Origin of the sequence: Streptomyces broussonetiae (genome assembly GCF_009796285.1) — a bacterium.
Lineage (GTDB): Bacteria > Actinomycetota > Actinomycetes > Streptomycetales > Streptomycetaceae > Streptomyces > Streptomyces broussonetiae.
In genome coordinates this window covers 8641803-8658162 of sequence record NZ_CP047020.1, presented here as the reverse complement: position 1 = coordinate 8658162, position 16360 = coordinate 8641803, and the positions used below count along the sequence as shown (strand labels likewise).

Below are 16360 nucleotides of genomic sequence, written 5' to 3'. Positions count from 1 at the left end.
TCGCACCCGTACCCGAGTGGCGGCTCAGCGGTCGGGCACGAGATCGGCCCACACCTGCTTGCCGCCGCTGACCGGGACCGTCCCCCAGGCCGCCGAGACGGCCTCCACCAGCAGGATGCCCCGCCCGCCGGTGGCCTCCCAGCCGATGCTGGTGGGTTTGACGGGGCTGCGCGGCGAGGAGTCGGCGACGGCGAGCCGGAGCCGGTGGTTGATCAGGCTGAGGTCGAGACGGACCTGACCGTCGGTGTGCACCAGGGCGTTGGTGACGAGTTCGGAGACGACCAGCAGAGCCGCGTCGAGGGTGTCCTGGTGGATGCCCCAGGTGCGCAGGGTGCGCCGGGTGAAGCGGCGGGCGTGCCGCACCGCCTCCGGGACCCGCCACACCGTCCAGCTCTCGCGCAGCGGCCGTACGGCCATGCCGTCGTAGCGCATCAGCAGCAGGGCCACGTCGTCGGTGCGGTGCGACCCGGTCAGCAGCGCGTCGGCGACCAGGCCGAGGTGCGCGGGGTCGGCGGCGGACAACTCGCGGGCGAGGCGCGCCATGCCGGTGTCGAGGTCGCAGTCCACGGACTCCACCAGGCCGTCGGTGGTCAGCGCGATCACCGTGCCGGGCTGGAGCCGGAGCGGGGTCATCGGGAACTCCGCCTGGCCGAGCACGCCGAGCGGCGGTCCGCCCTCGGCACCCACGATCTCGACGGTGCCGTCCGGGTGGCGCAGCACGGGCTCCAGATGGCCGGCGCGCACGCACCAGGCGGTGCCCTGTTCCATGTCGACGTCGACGTAGGCGCAGGTGGCGAAGAGATCGGTCTCCATGTCCAGCAGCAGCCGGTTGGCATGCGAGACGACCACGTCCGGGGCGTGCCCCTCGGCGGCGTAGGCGCGCAGCGCGGTGCGCATCTGGCCCATCAGGGTGGCGGCGCCCGCGTTGTGGCCCTGGACGTCGCCGATGACGAAGGCCACGTGGTTGTCGGCGAGCGGGATCACGTCGTACCAGTCGCCGCCGACCTCGAGCCCCGCGGTGGTGGGCAGATAGCGGGCGACGGCGACCGCGCCGGGCAGCCGGGGCAGGCGGCGCGGCAGCAGGGTGCGCTGGAGCATGCCGACGAGTTCGTGCTCGGCGTCGAAGGCATGGGCGCGCAGCAGGGCCTGGCCGGTCAGGCCGGCACAGGCGGTGAGCAGGGCCCGTTCGTCGGGGCCGAAGTCGTGCGGGTCGTCCCAGCCGATCAGGCAGGCACCGGCCATACGGCCGGCGGCGGGCAGCGGCAGCACGGCGAGGCCGCCGGGGCCGACGTCGGCGAGCGCGGGCTCCAGGGGGCTGCCGGCGGGCCAGATCCGGGCGCGGCCCTCGCGCAGCGCGGCAGCCAGGGTGGGCATGGCCCGCACCGGCGCGTCGGGCCACTCGGTACGCCATTCGGTGCGCCACAGCTCGGGCCATGACTCCGGTCCGGGCGGGTCGAGGACGGTGACGACGAGGCGGTCGTTCTCCAGTTCGGCGAGCGCGATCCGGTCGGCCTGCAGCGGCCTGCGCAGGGCGGCGACGACGGCGGCGCCGACGTCCTTGACCGTGCCCGCGGTGGCGAGGGCTGCCGCCAGGCGCTGCACCCGGGCCACATCCGTGACGTCGGAGCGCAGGGTGGAGACGTCGGCGACGGTGCCGACCAGCCGGGCCGGGCGGCCGTCCCCGGCGGCCAGCAGCCGCCCGCGCAGCCGCACCCACCGGGGCGCGCCGGAGGAGTGCAGGATGCGGAACTCCAGCTCGCGCTCGCCGATGGACATGTGGTCGGCCTCGACCACGGACATCAGTGCGGGCAGGTCCTCGGGCACGGTGCGCCCGAGCAGGGTCTCCACCCGGCCGTCGAAGTCGTCCCGGTCGAACCCGAACAGCCGCAGGATGGCGTCGCCGACCTCGACCCGGCCGGTGTCCATGGCGAGGCAGAAGGCGTCCTCGGACAGCTCACCGGTGTCGGCCGGGGCGCCGGGCGGGGCGGGTACGGCGACGGCACGGGCGACCAGTTCCAGGCAGGCGCGGTCGTCCGTGCCGAAGCCGCCGGGATGCTCACTGACGGCCACCAGGCAGCCGGTGCCCGCCGGGCCGAGAGGCAGCACGGCCAGGGAGAAGTCCGGGGACGGGGTGCGGCGGGCCTCGAGGCACCCGGCCAGCTCCTCGGGGCCGAGGCGGCGCGGGCGCCCGGTGCGATGGACCTCGGCGACCGGGGAGCCGCCGTCGGCCGGATAGCCGTCCCGCAGGCCGTACAGGGTGCGCGGCAGGCCCACAGACTCGGCGAGTGCCAGATGGCCGGAGTCGTCGCCGGACGTGTACACCCCGGCGAAGGCCGCGCCGGCGAACACCAGCGCCTGTTCCAGGACCCGGCGGAGCCGGTCCGGCGTGCCGGGCGACGCGCCCAGCGCGCCGAGGGCGGCTTCGGCACGCTCCGGCGCCGTCCTCGTCCCGCCGACCGCAGCGCGCTCGCTCACCACGTTCGCCATTACAGCGCGTGCGGGCGTCGCGCGCAGCCCCTGTGAACACATCGAGTGCCCCGCGCGCCCGGTTGATTCGAAAGCCGCCGAACACATCTTGACCCGTGCGTTCCGCACGGTGACCTCGTGACAGACGTGACTGTCCGCAGCCTTCCGGTGCCTGCGAGTGTCTTTTCCGGTCACCGACGACGAGGGTGCGGTCACCGAGGACGAGGGCGGAGGGGCATGGACAAGCGGTACGAGGTGTACGCGCTCGCCGACGGGCACTTCTACGACACGCCCGACCGGCTCCAGGGGGCCGGCGGTGAGGCTGCGCCGCTGTTCGCGACGGCGCGTCGCACCGTCCCGGACGGCTGGCTCGCGGCTCGCTCCGGCGACTGGCTGACGCTGACCCCGCTCGGCGCGGACGGCGCTGCGCTGCCGTCGCCGGCCCAGGGGTGGAAGGTCCACTCCTCGGCGACGGCCACGAACGCGGAGCGGATCGCCCGGATCGTGTGGGACTACTGTGTGCCGCGGCGCATCCCGTTCAAGTTCGTGCCCGGTCCGCAGCTGCTGCACCTGCGCAACGCCAAGTACGCGGGCCGCGACACCAGCGGCAAGTTCGTCACCCTCTACCCTGCGGACGAGCGGCAGTTGCACGAGGTACTGCGCGAACTGGGCGCGCTGCTCGAGGGGTTCGAGGGGCCGTACATCCTCACCGACCTGCGCTGGGGCGAGGGTCCGCTCCACGTCCGCTACGGCGCCTTCGCCCGCCGGTACGTCGTCGACGAACGCGGCACGCTGGTGGCTGCGGTGGCCGACGGCGAGGGCCGGCTGGTGCCGGACCGGCGGGCGCCGTCCTTCCAGGTGCCCGAGTGGGCGACCCTGCCCGCGTTCCTGCGACCGCACCTCGAGGCCCGCAACACCACCACGGTCGGCGAGCTGCCGTACCGCATCGAGAAGGCGCTGCACTTCTCCAACGGTGGCGGGGTGTACGTCGGGACCGACACGCGCGACGGACGCCGGGTGGTGCTCAAGGAGGCCCGGCCGCACGCGGGGCTGGCCGCCGACGGCGCGGACGCGGTGGCCCGGCTGGAGCGGGAGAAGGCGGCGCTCGAGCGGGTCGCCGGGACCGGTGTGGTGCCCGAGGTACGGGACTGGTTCGTACTCGGCGAGCACCGGTTCCTGGTCATGGACCATCTGGCGGGCCGCCCGCTCAACGCCTTCTTCGCCCAGCGGCATCCGCTGCTCACCCCCGACCCCGACCCGGCGAGGGTCGCCGCGTACACGGCGTGGGCGCTGCGGATCAACGCGGCGGTGGAGCGGGCGGTCGCGGCGGTGCATGCGCGCGGGCTGGTCTTCAACGACCTGCACGTGTTCAACATCATGGTGGACGAGGACGAACAGGCGGTCCGGCTCATCGACTTCGAGGCCGCCGCCCCCGCTGCCGAGAACGCCCGGCAGACCGTCGCCCACCCCGGCTTCTTCGCACCGCCGGACCGGCGCGGCCCGGACGTCGACCGCTATGCGCTGGCCTGTCTGCGGCTCGCCCTGTTCCTGCCGGTGACCACCCTGTTCGTGGTGGACCGCGGCAAGGCCGCGCATCTGGCCGAGGTGATCGCCGAGCAGTTCCCGGACGTGCCGCGCGCCTACCTGGACGAGGCGGTCGCCGAGATCACCCGGGACACGGCGGGCGGACGGCGCGCCCGGACGGCCCCGCCGGCCGTGCCCGGCGACTGGCCCTACAGCCGCGACTCGATGGCGAAGGCGATCCTGGCCTCGGCCACGCCGGAGCGCGACGACCGGCTCTTCCCCGGTGACATCGCCCAGTTCTCGGACGGCGGCGGCCTCGGCCTCGCGCACGGCGCGGCAGGCGTCCTGTACGCGCTCCGGGCGTCCGGGGCCGGCCGCTACGACGAGGGCGAGCGCTGGCTGCTCGACCACACCGCCCCACCGCCGCCCGGCACCCCGCTCGGCCTGTACGACGGGCTCGCGGGCGTCGCCCTGGTGCTGGACCAGCTGGGCCATCGGCAGCGGGCGTTGGACCTGCTGGACGGCATCCTGCGGGAGAACTGGCGCAACCTCGCCTCGGACCTGCACGGCGGACTCGCCGGGCTCGGTCTGGTCCTCGACGAACTCGCGGCCACCACGGGTGAACAGGCGCTTCGGCGCCATGCAGTGGAGGCCGCCGACATCCTCGTACGGCGTCTGGCCGAACCGGTGCCGGCAGCCCCGCGTCGGCGCGCCGGGCTGCTGCGCGGCGCGAGCGGGCCGGCCCTGTTCCTGCTCCGGCACCACGAACGGACCGGCGAGGCACGCTACTTGGCCGCGGCGGCCGAAGCGCTCCGCCGTGACCTGGACTGCTGTGTGACCCAGGAGACGGGCGGCGGCCTGGAGGTGGACGAGGGCCGGCGGACACTGCCCTACCTCGGCGACGGCAGCGCGGGCATCGGCCTCGTCCTGGACGACTACCTCGCGCATGCGGACGACGCCGGGTTCGAGCGCGCCCGGACCGGCATCCTCACCGCCACCACCTCCCGCTTCTACGCCCAGCCCGGCCTTTTCCAGGGCCGCGCCGGAATGGTCCTGCACCTCGCCCGCACCTCGGCCCCGGGCGCCACCGCGGAGCGGCTGGAGCAGCAGATCGCCGGGCTCGGCTGGTTCGCGATGGCCTACCAGGGCCAACTCGCCTTCCCCGGGCACCAGATGATGCGTCTTTCCATGGACCTTGCCACCGGTACGGCAGGCTGCCTGCTCGCGCTCGCCGCGGCCCGCGACGACGCCGGCACCGCGCACCTGCCCTTCCTGCCGCCGCCACCGGCGGCCCTCACCCGCGGCTCCGCACTGACGGAGTCGTGACACAACCCCCGTCCCCGAGAAGGAAAGGACAACGTCATGGCACTGCTCGACCTGCAGACCCTGGAGTCCGAGGAACAGCACGACGGCGGCGGCGCGAGCACCGTGAGCCTGCTCTCCTGTGTCTCCGCCGCGAGCATTCTGCTCTGTCTCTGACCGGCCCGGCGCATCCACGGCTCCGGACGCCCCCTCCGCACCGGAGGGGCCGTCCGGGGCCTCCCCCTGCGGCCCGGCCCGGCGGGGACAAACCCCGAACACAAGCCGCGCGGGCCGACTGCCCCGCCCCCGGCCCCCGGCCCCCGGCGCCCGGCCGAGGTCGCCCGAGCCCGTGGCCCGTCCCAAGGCGCTCGGACCCGACTCCGTTCCCGTGCGATCGAGCGAGGCCGCTGCCCATGGAGCCGATGGAGCCGATGGAGTCATTGAAGTCGATGGAGTCGATGGAGTCGATGGAGTCGATGGAGTCGGTGAACTCCCGTGACGGCAGCGCCGGTTCGGTGACCGGTCGTGACCTGTCGCGCGCGGCGTTGCGGCAGGGTGGCGTGCGCTGTGCCGCGTTGTGCGCGGTGAGTACCGCCGCCACGGCGGCCGGCCTGCTGCTGCCGGCCCTCCTCGGCCACACCCTGGACCTGCTGCTGGCCCACGCCCCCGCCGGCCTCTGGATCGGCTGGTGTGCCGGGGTCGTGCTGCTCCTCGCCCTGCTGGACGGCTGCGCGGGCGTCCTGACCGGCACGGTCGGCGCGTACACCACTGCCTGGCTGCGTCGGCACGTCACCGGGCATGTGCTGGCCCTGGGCCCGCGTGCGACGGCCCGGTTCGGCGCCGGGGACCTGGTGGCCCGGTGGGTCGGAAACGCGGCGCAGGCCGGGACGGCGCCGGGCGCGCTGGCCGCGCTGCTCGCCGCGCTCGCCGGGCCCGTCGGCGGCGTGGTGGCGCTCGGCCTGCTCGACCCGTGGCTGGCGGCCGTGTTCCTCGCCGGGGCGCCGGTCCTGGCCCTGCTGCTGCGCGCGTTCACCCGGGACACCTCGGCGTGCGTGGCCGATTACCAGCGGGTGCAGGGCCGGATCGCCGCCGCGCTGGCGGAAGCCATCGGCGGCACCCGGACGATTCGGGCGGCGGGCGCCGAGGACCGGGAGACGGCCCGGATCCTGGCGCCGCTGCCCGAACTGGCGCGCGCCGGGCTGCGGATGTGGCAGGTGCAGGGGCGGGCCGCCGCGCAGGCGGTCACGGTGGCGCCGCTGCTCAACCTGGGCGTGCTGGCGGTGGCCGGGCTGCTGCTGGCCCGGCACCGGCTGTCGGTGGGCGAGGTGCTGGCCGCCTCCCGGTACGCGGTGCTGGCCACCGGTGTCGGCGCGCTGGTCGGACAGCTGGCCGCGCTGGGCAGGGCCCGCGCGGCGACCGGACGGCTCGCCGAGGTGTCGGCCGAGCCGCGCCCGGTGTACGGCACCCGCGGCCTGCCCCCCGGCCCCGGCCGGCTGGAACTGCGCGCGGTGACCGCACGGCGTGGCGGCCGTACGGTCCTGGACGGGCTGGATCTGACGATCCCGGGCGGCACGACCCTGGCGCTGGTCGGCCGCTCCGGCGCGGGCAAGTCCCTGCTCGCCGAGGTGGCCGGCCGGCTCGCCGACCCGGATGCGGGCGAGGTCCTGCTCGACGGCGTCCCGCTGCGCGACCTCACCCACGACGCGCTGCGCCGCGCCGTGGCCTACGCCTTCGAGCGCCCGGTCCTGCTGGGCTCGACGATCGAGGACACCCTCGGCTTCGGACTCACCGCCCGGTCACCGGCCGGCGTCCGGTCGGCCGCCCGGCGCGCCCACGCCGACGACTTCGTCCGCCGCCTGCCCGCCGGCTACGCGACCCGCACCGCCGACGCCCCCCGCTCCGGCGGCGAGTCCCAACGCCTGGGCCTGGCTCGCGCCTTCGCCCGCGGCGGCCGGCTTGTCGTCCTCGATGACGCCCTGTCCAGCCTCGACACGGTCACGGAACACCGGATCACCCAGACCCTGCTGGCCCCCGCCCCGGCCGAGACCCGCCTACTGATCGCCCACCGCCCGGCGACGGCGGCCCGCGCGCACCGGGTCGCCTGGCTGGACGGCGGCCGGATCAGGGCGGTCGGTACCCATCGGGAGCTGTGGCGGGAGGCGGAGTACCGGGCGGTGTTCGCGGGTGAGGGGGACGGCGCGGCGGGAGCCGGGGCAGAGGACGGCGTCGGCGGCGGGGCCCGGACGCAGGCGCGGGGCTGATGTGGGCAGGGCCGCGCGGCGGGACCCGCCGTGGCCGAGCGGCGAAGGCCGGGACCGGGAGACGAGGGCCGATGGACGTACCGGATGGTGGCCGGGGTGTACGCATGTGCCGTATCGGGAGCGGGAGTTGACAGGCGTGCGCGACGAAGGACACGGATCCGGGGCGGCCACCGGGCGGCAACTGAGGCGGGCGGCCCGGTTTCTGCGGGCGCGGTGGCGGGTGCTGCTGCGGCTGGGTGCCTGGTCCCTGCTGGAGGCGGGGCAGACCTTCCTCGCCGGGTACGCGCTTGCGCGGGCGCTGGACGCCGGCTTCCTGGCCGGGGACGTACGCACGGGCCTGCTGTGGCTGGGGGCGGCGGGGCTCGCCGTGGGTGCCGGGGCGTACGGCACCGGGCGGGTGTACGGCGTGGTCGCCGCGCTGGTCGAACCGGCCCGGGACCAGCTGGTGACGGCGGTCGTCGGGCGTGGGGTGCGGGAGGCGGACCCGGGCGCGCTGTCCGGGCTCACCCAGCAGGTGGAACTGGCCCGGGACACGCTCGCGGGCGTGGTGATGGTCTCGCGCTCGTTCCTGTTCACCGCCGCCGGTGCGCTGATCGGCCTGTTCTCGCTGGCGCCGTTGCTGCTGGCGGTCGTGCTGCCGCCCCTGCTGGCCGGTGTGGCCCTGTTCGCGGCGACGCTGCGGCCGCTGGCTCGCCGTCAGGAGGCGTTCCTCACCGCCGACGAGGCGCTGGCCGGGGAGCTGGGCGCACTGTGCCCGGGGCTGCGGGACGTCACGGCGGCCGGTGCCGAGGAGCGGGCCGCGGCGGACGTCGGGGAGCGGATCGACGCCGAGCTGCGCACCGCCCGCGCCCTGGCCCGCTGGAGTCTGGCCCGTACGGCCGCGCTGGCCGTGGGCGGTGAGCTGCCCGTGGTCCTGCTGCTGCTCACCACACCCTGGCTGCTGCGCCGCGGCGTCACCCCGGGCGCGCTGGTCGGCGCGCTGGCCTATGTCACCCAGTCCCTGCTCCCGGCCCTGCAGAACCTGGTCCACGGCCTGGGCACGAGCGGCTCCCGCCTGACGGTCGTCCTGCGCAGACTGACCCGCGCGCCCCTGGTGTGCGGGGAACCGCACGGCCGGCCACCCACACCCCGCGGCCGCCAGGAGCCGTCGGTTCCCCGCTCCCCGGACTCCCCCGCCCTGACCCTCGCCTCCGTCACCTTTGCTTACGGCCCCGACGCCGAACCGGTCCTCGACGGCCTCGACCTCACCCTCCCCACCGGCGCCCACCTGGCCGTCGTGGGCCCCAGCGGCATCGGGAAATCGACGCTCACCGGACTGGTCTGCGGCCTGCTCACCCCCCAGCGCGGCACGATCCGGGTGTACGGAAACCCCGCCCCCGCGCCGCAGGCAACCGTGCTGATCCCGCAGGAGGCGTACGTCCACGGCGGCACCCTCGCCGAGAACCTGTCCCTGTTCCGCCCGGATCCCGTGCCGGAGGCGGAGCTGCTGGCCGCCGCCGACGCGGTCGGGCTGGCCCCGCTGCTGCGGATGCTGGGCGGACCCGGCGCCCGGGTCGATCCGGCCGGGCTGTCGGCCGGCGAGCGCCAGCTGATCGCGCTGACCAGGGCCTATCTCTCGCCGGCCCCGCTCGCCCTGCTGGACGAGGCGACCTGCCATCTCGACCCGGAGGCGGAGGCGCGCGCCGAACGGGCCTTTGCCGCGCGCCCCGGCGGCACGCTCGTGATCGTCGCCCACCGTCTCAGCTCCGCCCGCCGTGCCGGGCGGATCCTGGTCATGGACGGCACGCGCACCGTCTGCGGCACCCACGAGGAGCTGCTGCGCACCTCGGCCCTCTACCGGAGCCTGACCGCAGGCTGGACACCACACCAGGCCCCCCTGCCCTCCTAGGTCCGGGTCACAGCCACCCTTCCCCGCGCGATATGCGAATGGCGTCGATCCGGTTGCGGGCCCCCGTCTTGCGGGTGATCGACGCCATGTAGTTGCGGACCGTGCCGTGGGACAGATGCAGGCTCCCGGCGATCTCCGCTATCGAGGCACCGCCGGCCGCCAGGGACAGGACGCTCAGCTCGCGTCTGGTCAGCGGCATCTGGGCCGCCTTGAGGAATCCGAAGCCGAGCGAGGCATCGACGAAACGTTCCCTCACTGCGACGCTGCGGATGGCGTGCACCAGCCGGTCCGGTGAGCCCGCCTTGTCGACGAAACCGAGGGCGCCCGCCTCGGCGGCCCGTTTGAGCAGGCCCGGCCGGTTCGCGTGGGCCAGCACCACCAGCGCCGGCGGCCGGCCGCCGTTCCGCGCCGGGGACAGCTCACCGATCGGGGGTGTGCCATGGCCGTCGACGCAGGCCAGGTCCGCCGCGCACACGTCCGGCGACAAGGACCGTATGCGCGCGGCGGCGTTCCGCCACGGCGTGTCGTCCACGGCGAGACCCGGTTCCCGGTCCAGCCATTCCGCCAGCACCGATCGCTCCAGACACGCGTCGTGCACCAGAAGTACCCGGATCATGCCCCGCCCCCTCGCAGGTCGTCGTACACCGTTCCGCCTCGCCGCCCGTGCCGTACCGGCCGGTCGCGGCCCGCCCGGTGATCACCGGCGCGGTCCTCCCCCTCTCCCGTGCGCCGCCCGCCTGGTGGTCCGCGGCGCGGAAAGTGCCTGCCCATTCTTGGGCGCGTCTCTCGTTCACGGGCGCGGAGATTCGGCCATCAGGGTGCGCGGGGGCGCACGCGGGGCGCCCGTACGCCATCCGCGCTTCCGGTGCCCGCACAGGAGTCGGTACGGATCCGGGTGTCCAGCGGCGTCCGGGCCGGGGCGCTCGCCGTGCGCGGCGCGCCCCCGCGAGGGAGTCTGGCCCCCGGGGCGCCACGCGCGGCCGTACGAGGAGGTGGTGGCGTGTCCGACGGGCCAGGGCCGGGACCGGCACCGGCGGCCGACAGGACGGCGGTCGCCCAGCCGTTGCTGTCGTTCGCGCTGGCCACGATGCTCGAGGAGGTGCACGCCCACTCCGGCGCGGTGTATCTGCTCCGGCCGGACCGGCCGGTCCTGGAGATGGCGGTGCACGCGGGGATGCCCCGGGCGTTCGCGGCACCGTGGGAGCGGGTCGGGCTGAGCGCACCGATCCCGGTCGCCGACGCGGCGCGCGAGCGGCGGCTGGTGTGGGTGGGCGGCGAGGAGGCGATGGCGCGCTCCTATCCGCGGATCGCGGTGGTCCTGCCGTACCCGTTCGCGCTGGCCGCGATGCCCGTGGCGACCGAGAGCCGGGTGTACGGCGCGGTGTTCGTGATCTGGCCGGGCGTGCATCCGCCGGACCTGTCCGAAGGGGAGCGCGCACATCTGATGGCGGCCTGCAACGGGCTGGCACGGCGTCTGGAGCGGGCCGCAGCGAAGAACCTGCCGATCGGCCCCGAGGCGGATGTGCTGGCGGTGCCGGCGCCGGACGCGGCCGGCACGCTGGGCCCCGTCGAGGCGGTTCGGATGGTGTCCCGGCTGCCGTACGGGCTGATGTCGCTGGATCTGTACGGCCGGATTGCGTTCGTCAACACGGCCGCGCTCGAGATGCTCGGCACGATGGCCGAGGAACTGCTCGGGACGGTGCCGTGGGAGTCGGTGCCCTGGCTCAACGACCCGATGTACGAGGAGCGTTACCGGGGGGCGCTGATCAGCCAGCAGGTCACGTCGTTCGTGGCGCTGCGTCCGCCGGGCGAGTGGCTGTCGTTCCGGATGTATCCCAGTACGACCGGGCTGAGCGTGCGCATCACCCGGGCCCGGGCGGTGGCGGACATGGCGTACGAGACACCGCAGACCGCTCCGGCGGCGTCCCGGCTGGTGACGATCTCGCAGGTGCTGGGCCTCGCGGCGGCGTTGACCGAGGCGGTGGGGGTGCAGGACGTGGTGCAGCTGGTGTGGGACGAGGTGACCCCGGCGGTCGGCGGCCAGGCGGTGGTGATCCTCGGTTCACAGGGCGGGCGGCTGCATGTGCTGGGGCACCGGGGATACGGCGACCCGCGGATCGTGGAACGGTTCCACGGGCTGCCGCTGACCGAGCGCACCCCGGGCACCCATGCCCTGACCAGCGGGGTGCCCGCGTTCTTCGACTCGCGTGAGCAGTTGGAGCGGCTGTATCCGGGCCGGCACCACACCCCGGACGGCTTCGCGGCCTGGGCGTATCTGCCGCTGATCGCGTCCGGGCGGCCGGTGGGCACCTGTGTGCTGGCGTATGCCGAGCCGCATGTCTTCCCCGCCGACGAGCGGGCCGTGCTGACCTCCCTGGGCGGGCTGATCGCGCAGGCGCTGGAGCGCGCCCAGCTCTACGACGCCAAGCACCGGCTGGCGCACGGGCTTCAGCAGGCACTGCTGCCCAGCTCGCTGGCGCCGCCGCCGGGTATCGAGGCGGCGGCCCGTTACCTGCCGGCCACGCACGGCATGGACATCGGCGGCGACTTCTACGACCTGGTGCCGACGCTGCCGCTGACGTCGGCGGTGATCGGGGACGTACAGGGGCACAATGTGACGGCGGCGGGCCTGATGGGGCAGATCCGTACCGGGGTGCGGGCGTACACCACGGTCGGGCAGGCGCCGCACGAGGTGATGAGCAGCACCAACCGGCTGCTGATCGACCTGGGTTCCGAGCTGTTCGCCAGCTGCCTGTACCTGCGGCTCGATCCGGCGCACGGGCGGGCCGTGATGGCGCGGGCCGGGCATCCGCCACCGTTGCTGCGACGGCCGGACGGGCGGGTGCGGGTGCTGGACCTGGCCGGCGGTCCGCTGCTCGGGATCGACGCGGCCGCCGCGTATCCGACGACCGAGGTGCCCCTCGCGCGCGGTTCGGTCCTGGTGCTGTACACCGACGGTCTGGTGGAGTCCCCCGGTATCGACATCGAGGACGCTCTGGCCGACCTCGGCTCGCTGCTGTCGGAGATCGGCGACCGGCCGCTGGAACAGCTGGCGGACGAGGTCGTACGGCACAGTGCGGAGGTACGGCGGCGCACGGACGATGTGGCGGTGCTGCTGCTGCGGGCCTGCCCCGGCGCCTGAGGCGTGAGACGGTCCGGCCCTCCTGCCGGAGGACCGGACCGTGTCCCCGCCGGCCGGGAACCGCGGGTGAGGCCGGGCGGGGAGTGCGGAGTGAAACGGTCGGCTCAGCGGGTGCCGGTCAGGGACGATCCATCGTTCGCGGAGCCGCTGCCGGAGACGTCGCTGCCGCTGCCGGACTGGTCCCCCGACCCGGCGCCGGACGGGTCGGAAGCCCCGCTGCCCGACGGGTCGGTGGCTCCGCTGCCCGACGGGTCGGAAGCGCCGCTGCCCGACGGGTCGGTGGCCGAGGCGGACGGGGCGGCGGAGCCGGACTGGTCGCCGCCGGCGCCGGACGGGTCGCTCGCCGAGGCGGACGGGGCAGCGGAGCCGGACTGGCCACCCGCGCCGCCGCTGCCGCCGTTGCCGAGCGTCGCGCCGGTGGCCTGCAGGGCGGCGGTGACCGGCTGGAAGAAGGTCTCGCCGCCGCTGGTGCAGTCGCCGCTGCCGCCTGAGGTGAGGCCGACCGCGCTGCCGTCCTGGGTGAACAGGGAGCCACCGCTGTCGCCGGCCTCGGCGCAGACGTTGGTCTGGATGAGGCCGTTGACGGTGTCGGTGCCGCCCGGGACGGTCTCGCTCGCGAAGTTCACGGTGGCGTCGAGGCCGGTGACCTGGCCGTTGTGCAGGCCGGTGGTGGAGCCCATGCGGAACACGGTCTCGCCCACGGTGGCGTCCGCGGCCCGGGTGATCTGCACGGTCTGGCCGTTGCCGGCGTTGACCTCGCTGGATGCCTGGGTGGTCTTGTCGTTGTACTTGACGAGCGAGAAGTCGTTGCCGGGGAACTTCGCCTGGTCCACGGTGGCGATGGGCTGGCCGTTCTGGGAGTCGGACCAGTCCTTGGCGGCGACCCCGCAGTGACCGGCCGTCAGGAAGGCGGGGCTGCCGTCGGACGCGGTGACGTTGAAGCCGAGGGAGCAGCGGACACCACCCTGTTGTGTCTGGGCGAAGATGGCGTCGCCGCCCGAGACGAAGGTGCTGAACTTCCCGGCGGACTTCTTCAGGGTCGCCATGCCGGAGCCGAGGCTCTGCACGGTCGACTGCAGTCTGTTCCACTTGGCGCCGGTGACGCTGGCGTCGGCGGTGACGAGGATCTTGTCGGTGCGCGGGTCGACGGCCCAGGACGTGCCGGGGATCGTCGCCTTGGTCCTGAGCGTTCCTGCGGCGGTCTTGAGCGCCTTGGTGCTGTTCTTCACCTGGCGGACGACCGCGCCCGCGTTCTTGGCCTGGACGACCGTGTTGCTGTCGCCGTTGACCACGTTGACGACCAGCTGCTGCTTGGCGCTGTCGTAGTACGACCCGGCGAAGGCGGTGCCGAGGATCTTCTGCACCTGGGCGGCGAGGCCGGAGGCGTCCGAGGCCTTCAGGGTCCGCGCGGTGCCGAGGGTGCCCGCGGCGTTCGTGTCGTTCTTGTCCTGGGACGCCATGGCGTTGGGCAGCAGGAGAGCCGCCGCTCCGAGCGCCGCGACACCGCCCACCGCTATCGCGGCTTTGCGCTTGGGCATTCGCTTGTGACTCAAACTTCTCGACCTCCTGGGGACGGGGGTCTGCCGCTCTTGGGCAGTTCGTATCGGGGCGCCTGGATGGCCGTACGTACGCACACGGCGCGCGCCGTGTTCAAAGCCGGAGCGCAACTGCCGTGCGGGGCGGGTGAATCGGCCATGGTGCGCGTGGCGTGGCGGGCGGCCGGGAACAAGCACCCATATGACGATGACCACCGCCGAAGCCGACAAGATCCTCTCCGCCTGCTTCGCGCCCTGGGTGCGCGATCTCGGACTCCGGGCCGAGGGAGTCGGCGAGGACCGGGCCATGCTGCGTCTGCCCTGGTCCGAGGGGCTGGCACGGGAGGGTGGCGCGCTGTCGGGGCAGGCCCTGATGGCGGCTGCCGACACGGCGACGGTGATCGCGGTGTCGGCCGCGCGGGGTGCCTTCGTGCCGATGACGACCGTGCAGCAGTCGACGTCGTTCCAGCGGCCGGTGACCGGTTCGGATGTCCTGATCGAAGCGGTCCTGACGAGACTGGGGCGCCGGATGGCGTTCGCGGACGTCACACTGACCGATGCCGGCTCGGGCGCGCTCGCCGCCCGCGCGAGCACGGTCTATGCGATTCTGGGCTGACACGGTCCGCCACCGATCAGTAACGGACCGTTCCGGACGTGTAACGGAATCACAGCTTCAGCGAATCTGCACATCGAATACCCAAGCGGGTCACCGATGACCGCGGATCTGCACATGTGCGCGCCCCCGGACACACGTTTGGCGCGGAGTGCCGGATTCGCCGTCAGTAAGACAAGGGACCGGACGCGACGATGCGGCGCGGCTTGTGAAGGAGTCGCCGACAAGCCGTGCGTGCGCCTGCACGGATGAACCCGTTCCCCAGCCAAGTGCCCTGGTGAGCGCCCTGGTTGATTGGAAGCGCGCCCCACGTGCGTGCTTTGATCCATCGCACCGCGGGGGTCGCTGCGGGCCCCTGGGTGACGGGGGCCGGGCGCCCGCGGCCGCGCGTCCCGTCTGTCCCCAGAGGGGGCCGCTCCCCCTTTGTGAAATATCCATTAGGAAGGGAAGTTCCATCATGAACTCCACCCCCCAGGTTGAGACCGTCGAGATCTCGGACGCCGAGCTGGACAACGTCTCCGGCGGCCTGTCCGTGAACGCCCTCAACACCGTGACGGGCGCCATCAACGGCATCGCCCCGGTTTCCGGCCTGGCCAACACCGCCATCGGCACCGTCGAGGGTGTCACCGGCCTGAACGTTCAGCCGGTCACCGACCTGGTCGCCGGTCTCTGATCGCACCACGGTGTCACCGAAGTCCCGGAGCCGTTTCGCGGCTCCGGGGCTCTCGGGTGCCCACGTACGGCCGGATACCGTCCGCCGTCACAGGTGCCCGTGTCTTTGTCGTCACGCTGTCTCTCCTCGGGTGAGGGAAGTTCCGTGCAGTTCCGCCAACAGGCCCTCGCCAAGCTCCAGTCGCCGGAAGAACTGGACCTTCCGGTGCGGCTGGCCCGTCCCCAGGGATGGCTCGCGCTGGGCGTCACCGTCGTCGTCATGGCGGCGGCCTCCGTCTGGGCCGTGACCGGTTCGGTCGCCTCCACGGTGGACGCGCCCGCCATCCTCACCCACGGACAGGGCAGTTACGTGCTGCAGAGCCCGGTGTCCGGCCAGGTCATCGCCGTCCTCGCGCACCAGGGCGAGCAGCTGCCCGCGAACGCCCCGGTCCTCAAGGTCCGTACCGCACAGGGCGACTCGGTCGTGCGCAGCGTCGCCGCGGGCCGCGTCACCGCGCTCGCCGCCACCATCGGGCAGATCATCCAGACCGGCACCAGTGTCGCCTCCGTGGAGAAGGTCGCCCACGCCTCCGACCCGCTGTACGCGACCGTGTACGTCCCCGCCGAGAACGCCGCCTCGATCCCGGCGCACGCCTCCGTGGACCTCACCGTCTCCTCGGTGCCGACGCAGACGTACGGTGTGCTGCGCGGCTGGGTGAAGTCGGTGGACCGCGAGGCGCAGTCCGCCCAGTCGATCTCCGCGTTCCTCGGCGACAGCCAGCTCGGCCAGCAGTTCACCCGCAAGGACCGCCCGGTGGCCGTCACGGTCGTCCTGGACACGTCGGCCACGAAGAGCGGCTATCGCTGGTCCACCTCCGACGGGCCGCCGTTCGGGCTCGACTCGATGACTCTCGCCTCCGCTTCGGTCAAGCTGGCCGACCAGCGTCCGATCGATTGGCTGCTGCCGTGAGCCCTCAG

The 16360-nt window shown here is 74.0% G+C and carries 11 protein-coding genes; 8 read left to right on the top strand and 3 right to left on the bottom strand.

The window, feature by feature from the left end; all coding sequences use genetic code 11:
- Positions 1-24: 24 nt before the first annotated feature.
- Positions 25-2487 (bottom strand): SpoIIE family protein phosphatase, encoded by a 2463-nt coding sequence (locus GQF42_RS39450; protein ID WP_158928027.1) that lies wholly within the window; start codon positions 2485-2487, stop codon positions 25-27.
- Between the two features lie 216 nt (positions 2488-2703).
- Between GQF42_RS39450 and lanKC the strand changes: the two genes are divergently transcribed.
- From lanKC to GQF42_RS39430, 4 genes are all read left to right on the top strand, one after another.
- Positions 2704-5316 carry a class III lanthionine synthetase LanKC gene (gene lanKC / locus GQF42_RS39445; protein WP_158928025.1) on the top strand — a complete coding sequence of 871 codons (2613 nt, stop codon included), beginning with the start codon at positions 2704-2706 and terminating at the stop codon, positions 5314-5316.
- Between the two features lie 36 nt (positions 5317-5352).
- A complete protein-coding gene (locus tag GQF42_RS39440) occupies positions 5353-5469 on the top strand; it encodes a SapB/AmfS family lanthipeptide (protein WP_158928023.1) in 117 nt (38 codons plus the stop codon).
- A 299-nt stretch (positions 5470-5768) separates the two neighbouring features.
- Positions 5769-7553 (top strand): ABC transporter ATP-binding protein, encoded by a 1785-nt coding sequence (locus GQF42_RS39435; RefSeq protein ID WP_158931136.1) that lies wholly within the window; start codon positions 5769-5771, stop codon positions 7551-7553.
- Between the two features lie 220 nt (positions 7554-7773).
- The gene (locus tag GQF42_RS39430) at positions 7774-9441 is read left to right on the top strand and encodes an ATP-binding cassette domain-containing protein (RefSeq protein WP_158931134.1); all 1668 of its coding nucleotides are present in this window, start codon (positions 7774-7776) and stop codon (positions 9439-9441) included.
- Between the two features lie 7 nt (positions 9442-9448).
- Here GQF42_RS39430 and GQF42_RS39425 read toward each other — a convergent pair whose 3' ends face one another.
- Entirely contained in the window at positions 9449-10057 is a 609-nt protein-coding gene (locus GQF42_RS39425) for a response regulator transcription factor (RefSeq protein WP_158928021.1), read from the bottom strand.
- 384 nt (positions 10058-10441) lie between these two features.
- Between GQF42_RS39425 and GQF42_RS39420 the strand changes: the two genes are divergently transcribed.
- Entirely contained in the window at positions 10442-12583 is a 2142-nt protein-coding gene (locus GQF42_RS39420) for a SpoIIE family protein phosphatase (RefSeq protein ID WP_158928019.1), read from the top strand.
- Positions 12584-12687: 104 nt separating this feature from the next.
- Here GQF42_RS39420 and GQF42_RS39415 read toward each other — a convergent pair whose 3' ends face one another.
- Entirely contained in the window at positions 12688-14136 is a 1449-nt protein-coding gene (locus GQF42_RS39415) for a S1 family peptidase (RefSeq protein WP_233273633.1), read from the bottom strand.
- A 184-nt stretch (positions 14137-14320) separates the two neighbouring features.
- Between GQF42_RS39415 and GQF42_RS39410 the strand changes: the two genes are divergently transcribed.
- The 3 genes from GQF42_RS39410 to GQF42_RS39400 all read left to right on the top strand — a co-directional run bounded on the left by GQF42_RS39410 (position 14321) and on the right by GQF42_RS39400 (position 16352).
- Entirely contained in the window at positions 14321-14734 is a 414-nt protein-coding gene (locus GQF42_RS39410) for a PaaI family thioesterase (protein WP_158928017.1), read from the top strand.
- A 454-nt stretch (positions 14735-15188) separates the two neighbouring features.
- A complete protein-coding gene (locus tag GQF42_RS39405) occupies positions 15189-15404 on the top strand; it encodes a type A2 lantipeptide (RefSeq protein WP_158928015.1) in 216 nt (71 codons plus the stop codon).
- A gap of 144 nt (positions 15405-15548) precedes the next feature.
- Entirely contained in the window at positions 15549-16352 is an 804-nt protein-coding gene (locus tag GQF42_RS39400) for an HlyD family efflux transporter periplasmic adaptor subunit (RefSeq protein ID WP_158928013.1), read from the top strand.
- Positions 16353-16360 lie beyond the last annotated feature (8 nt).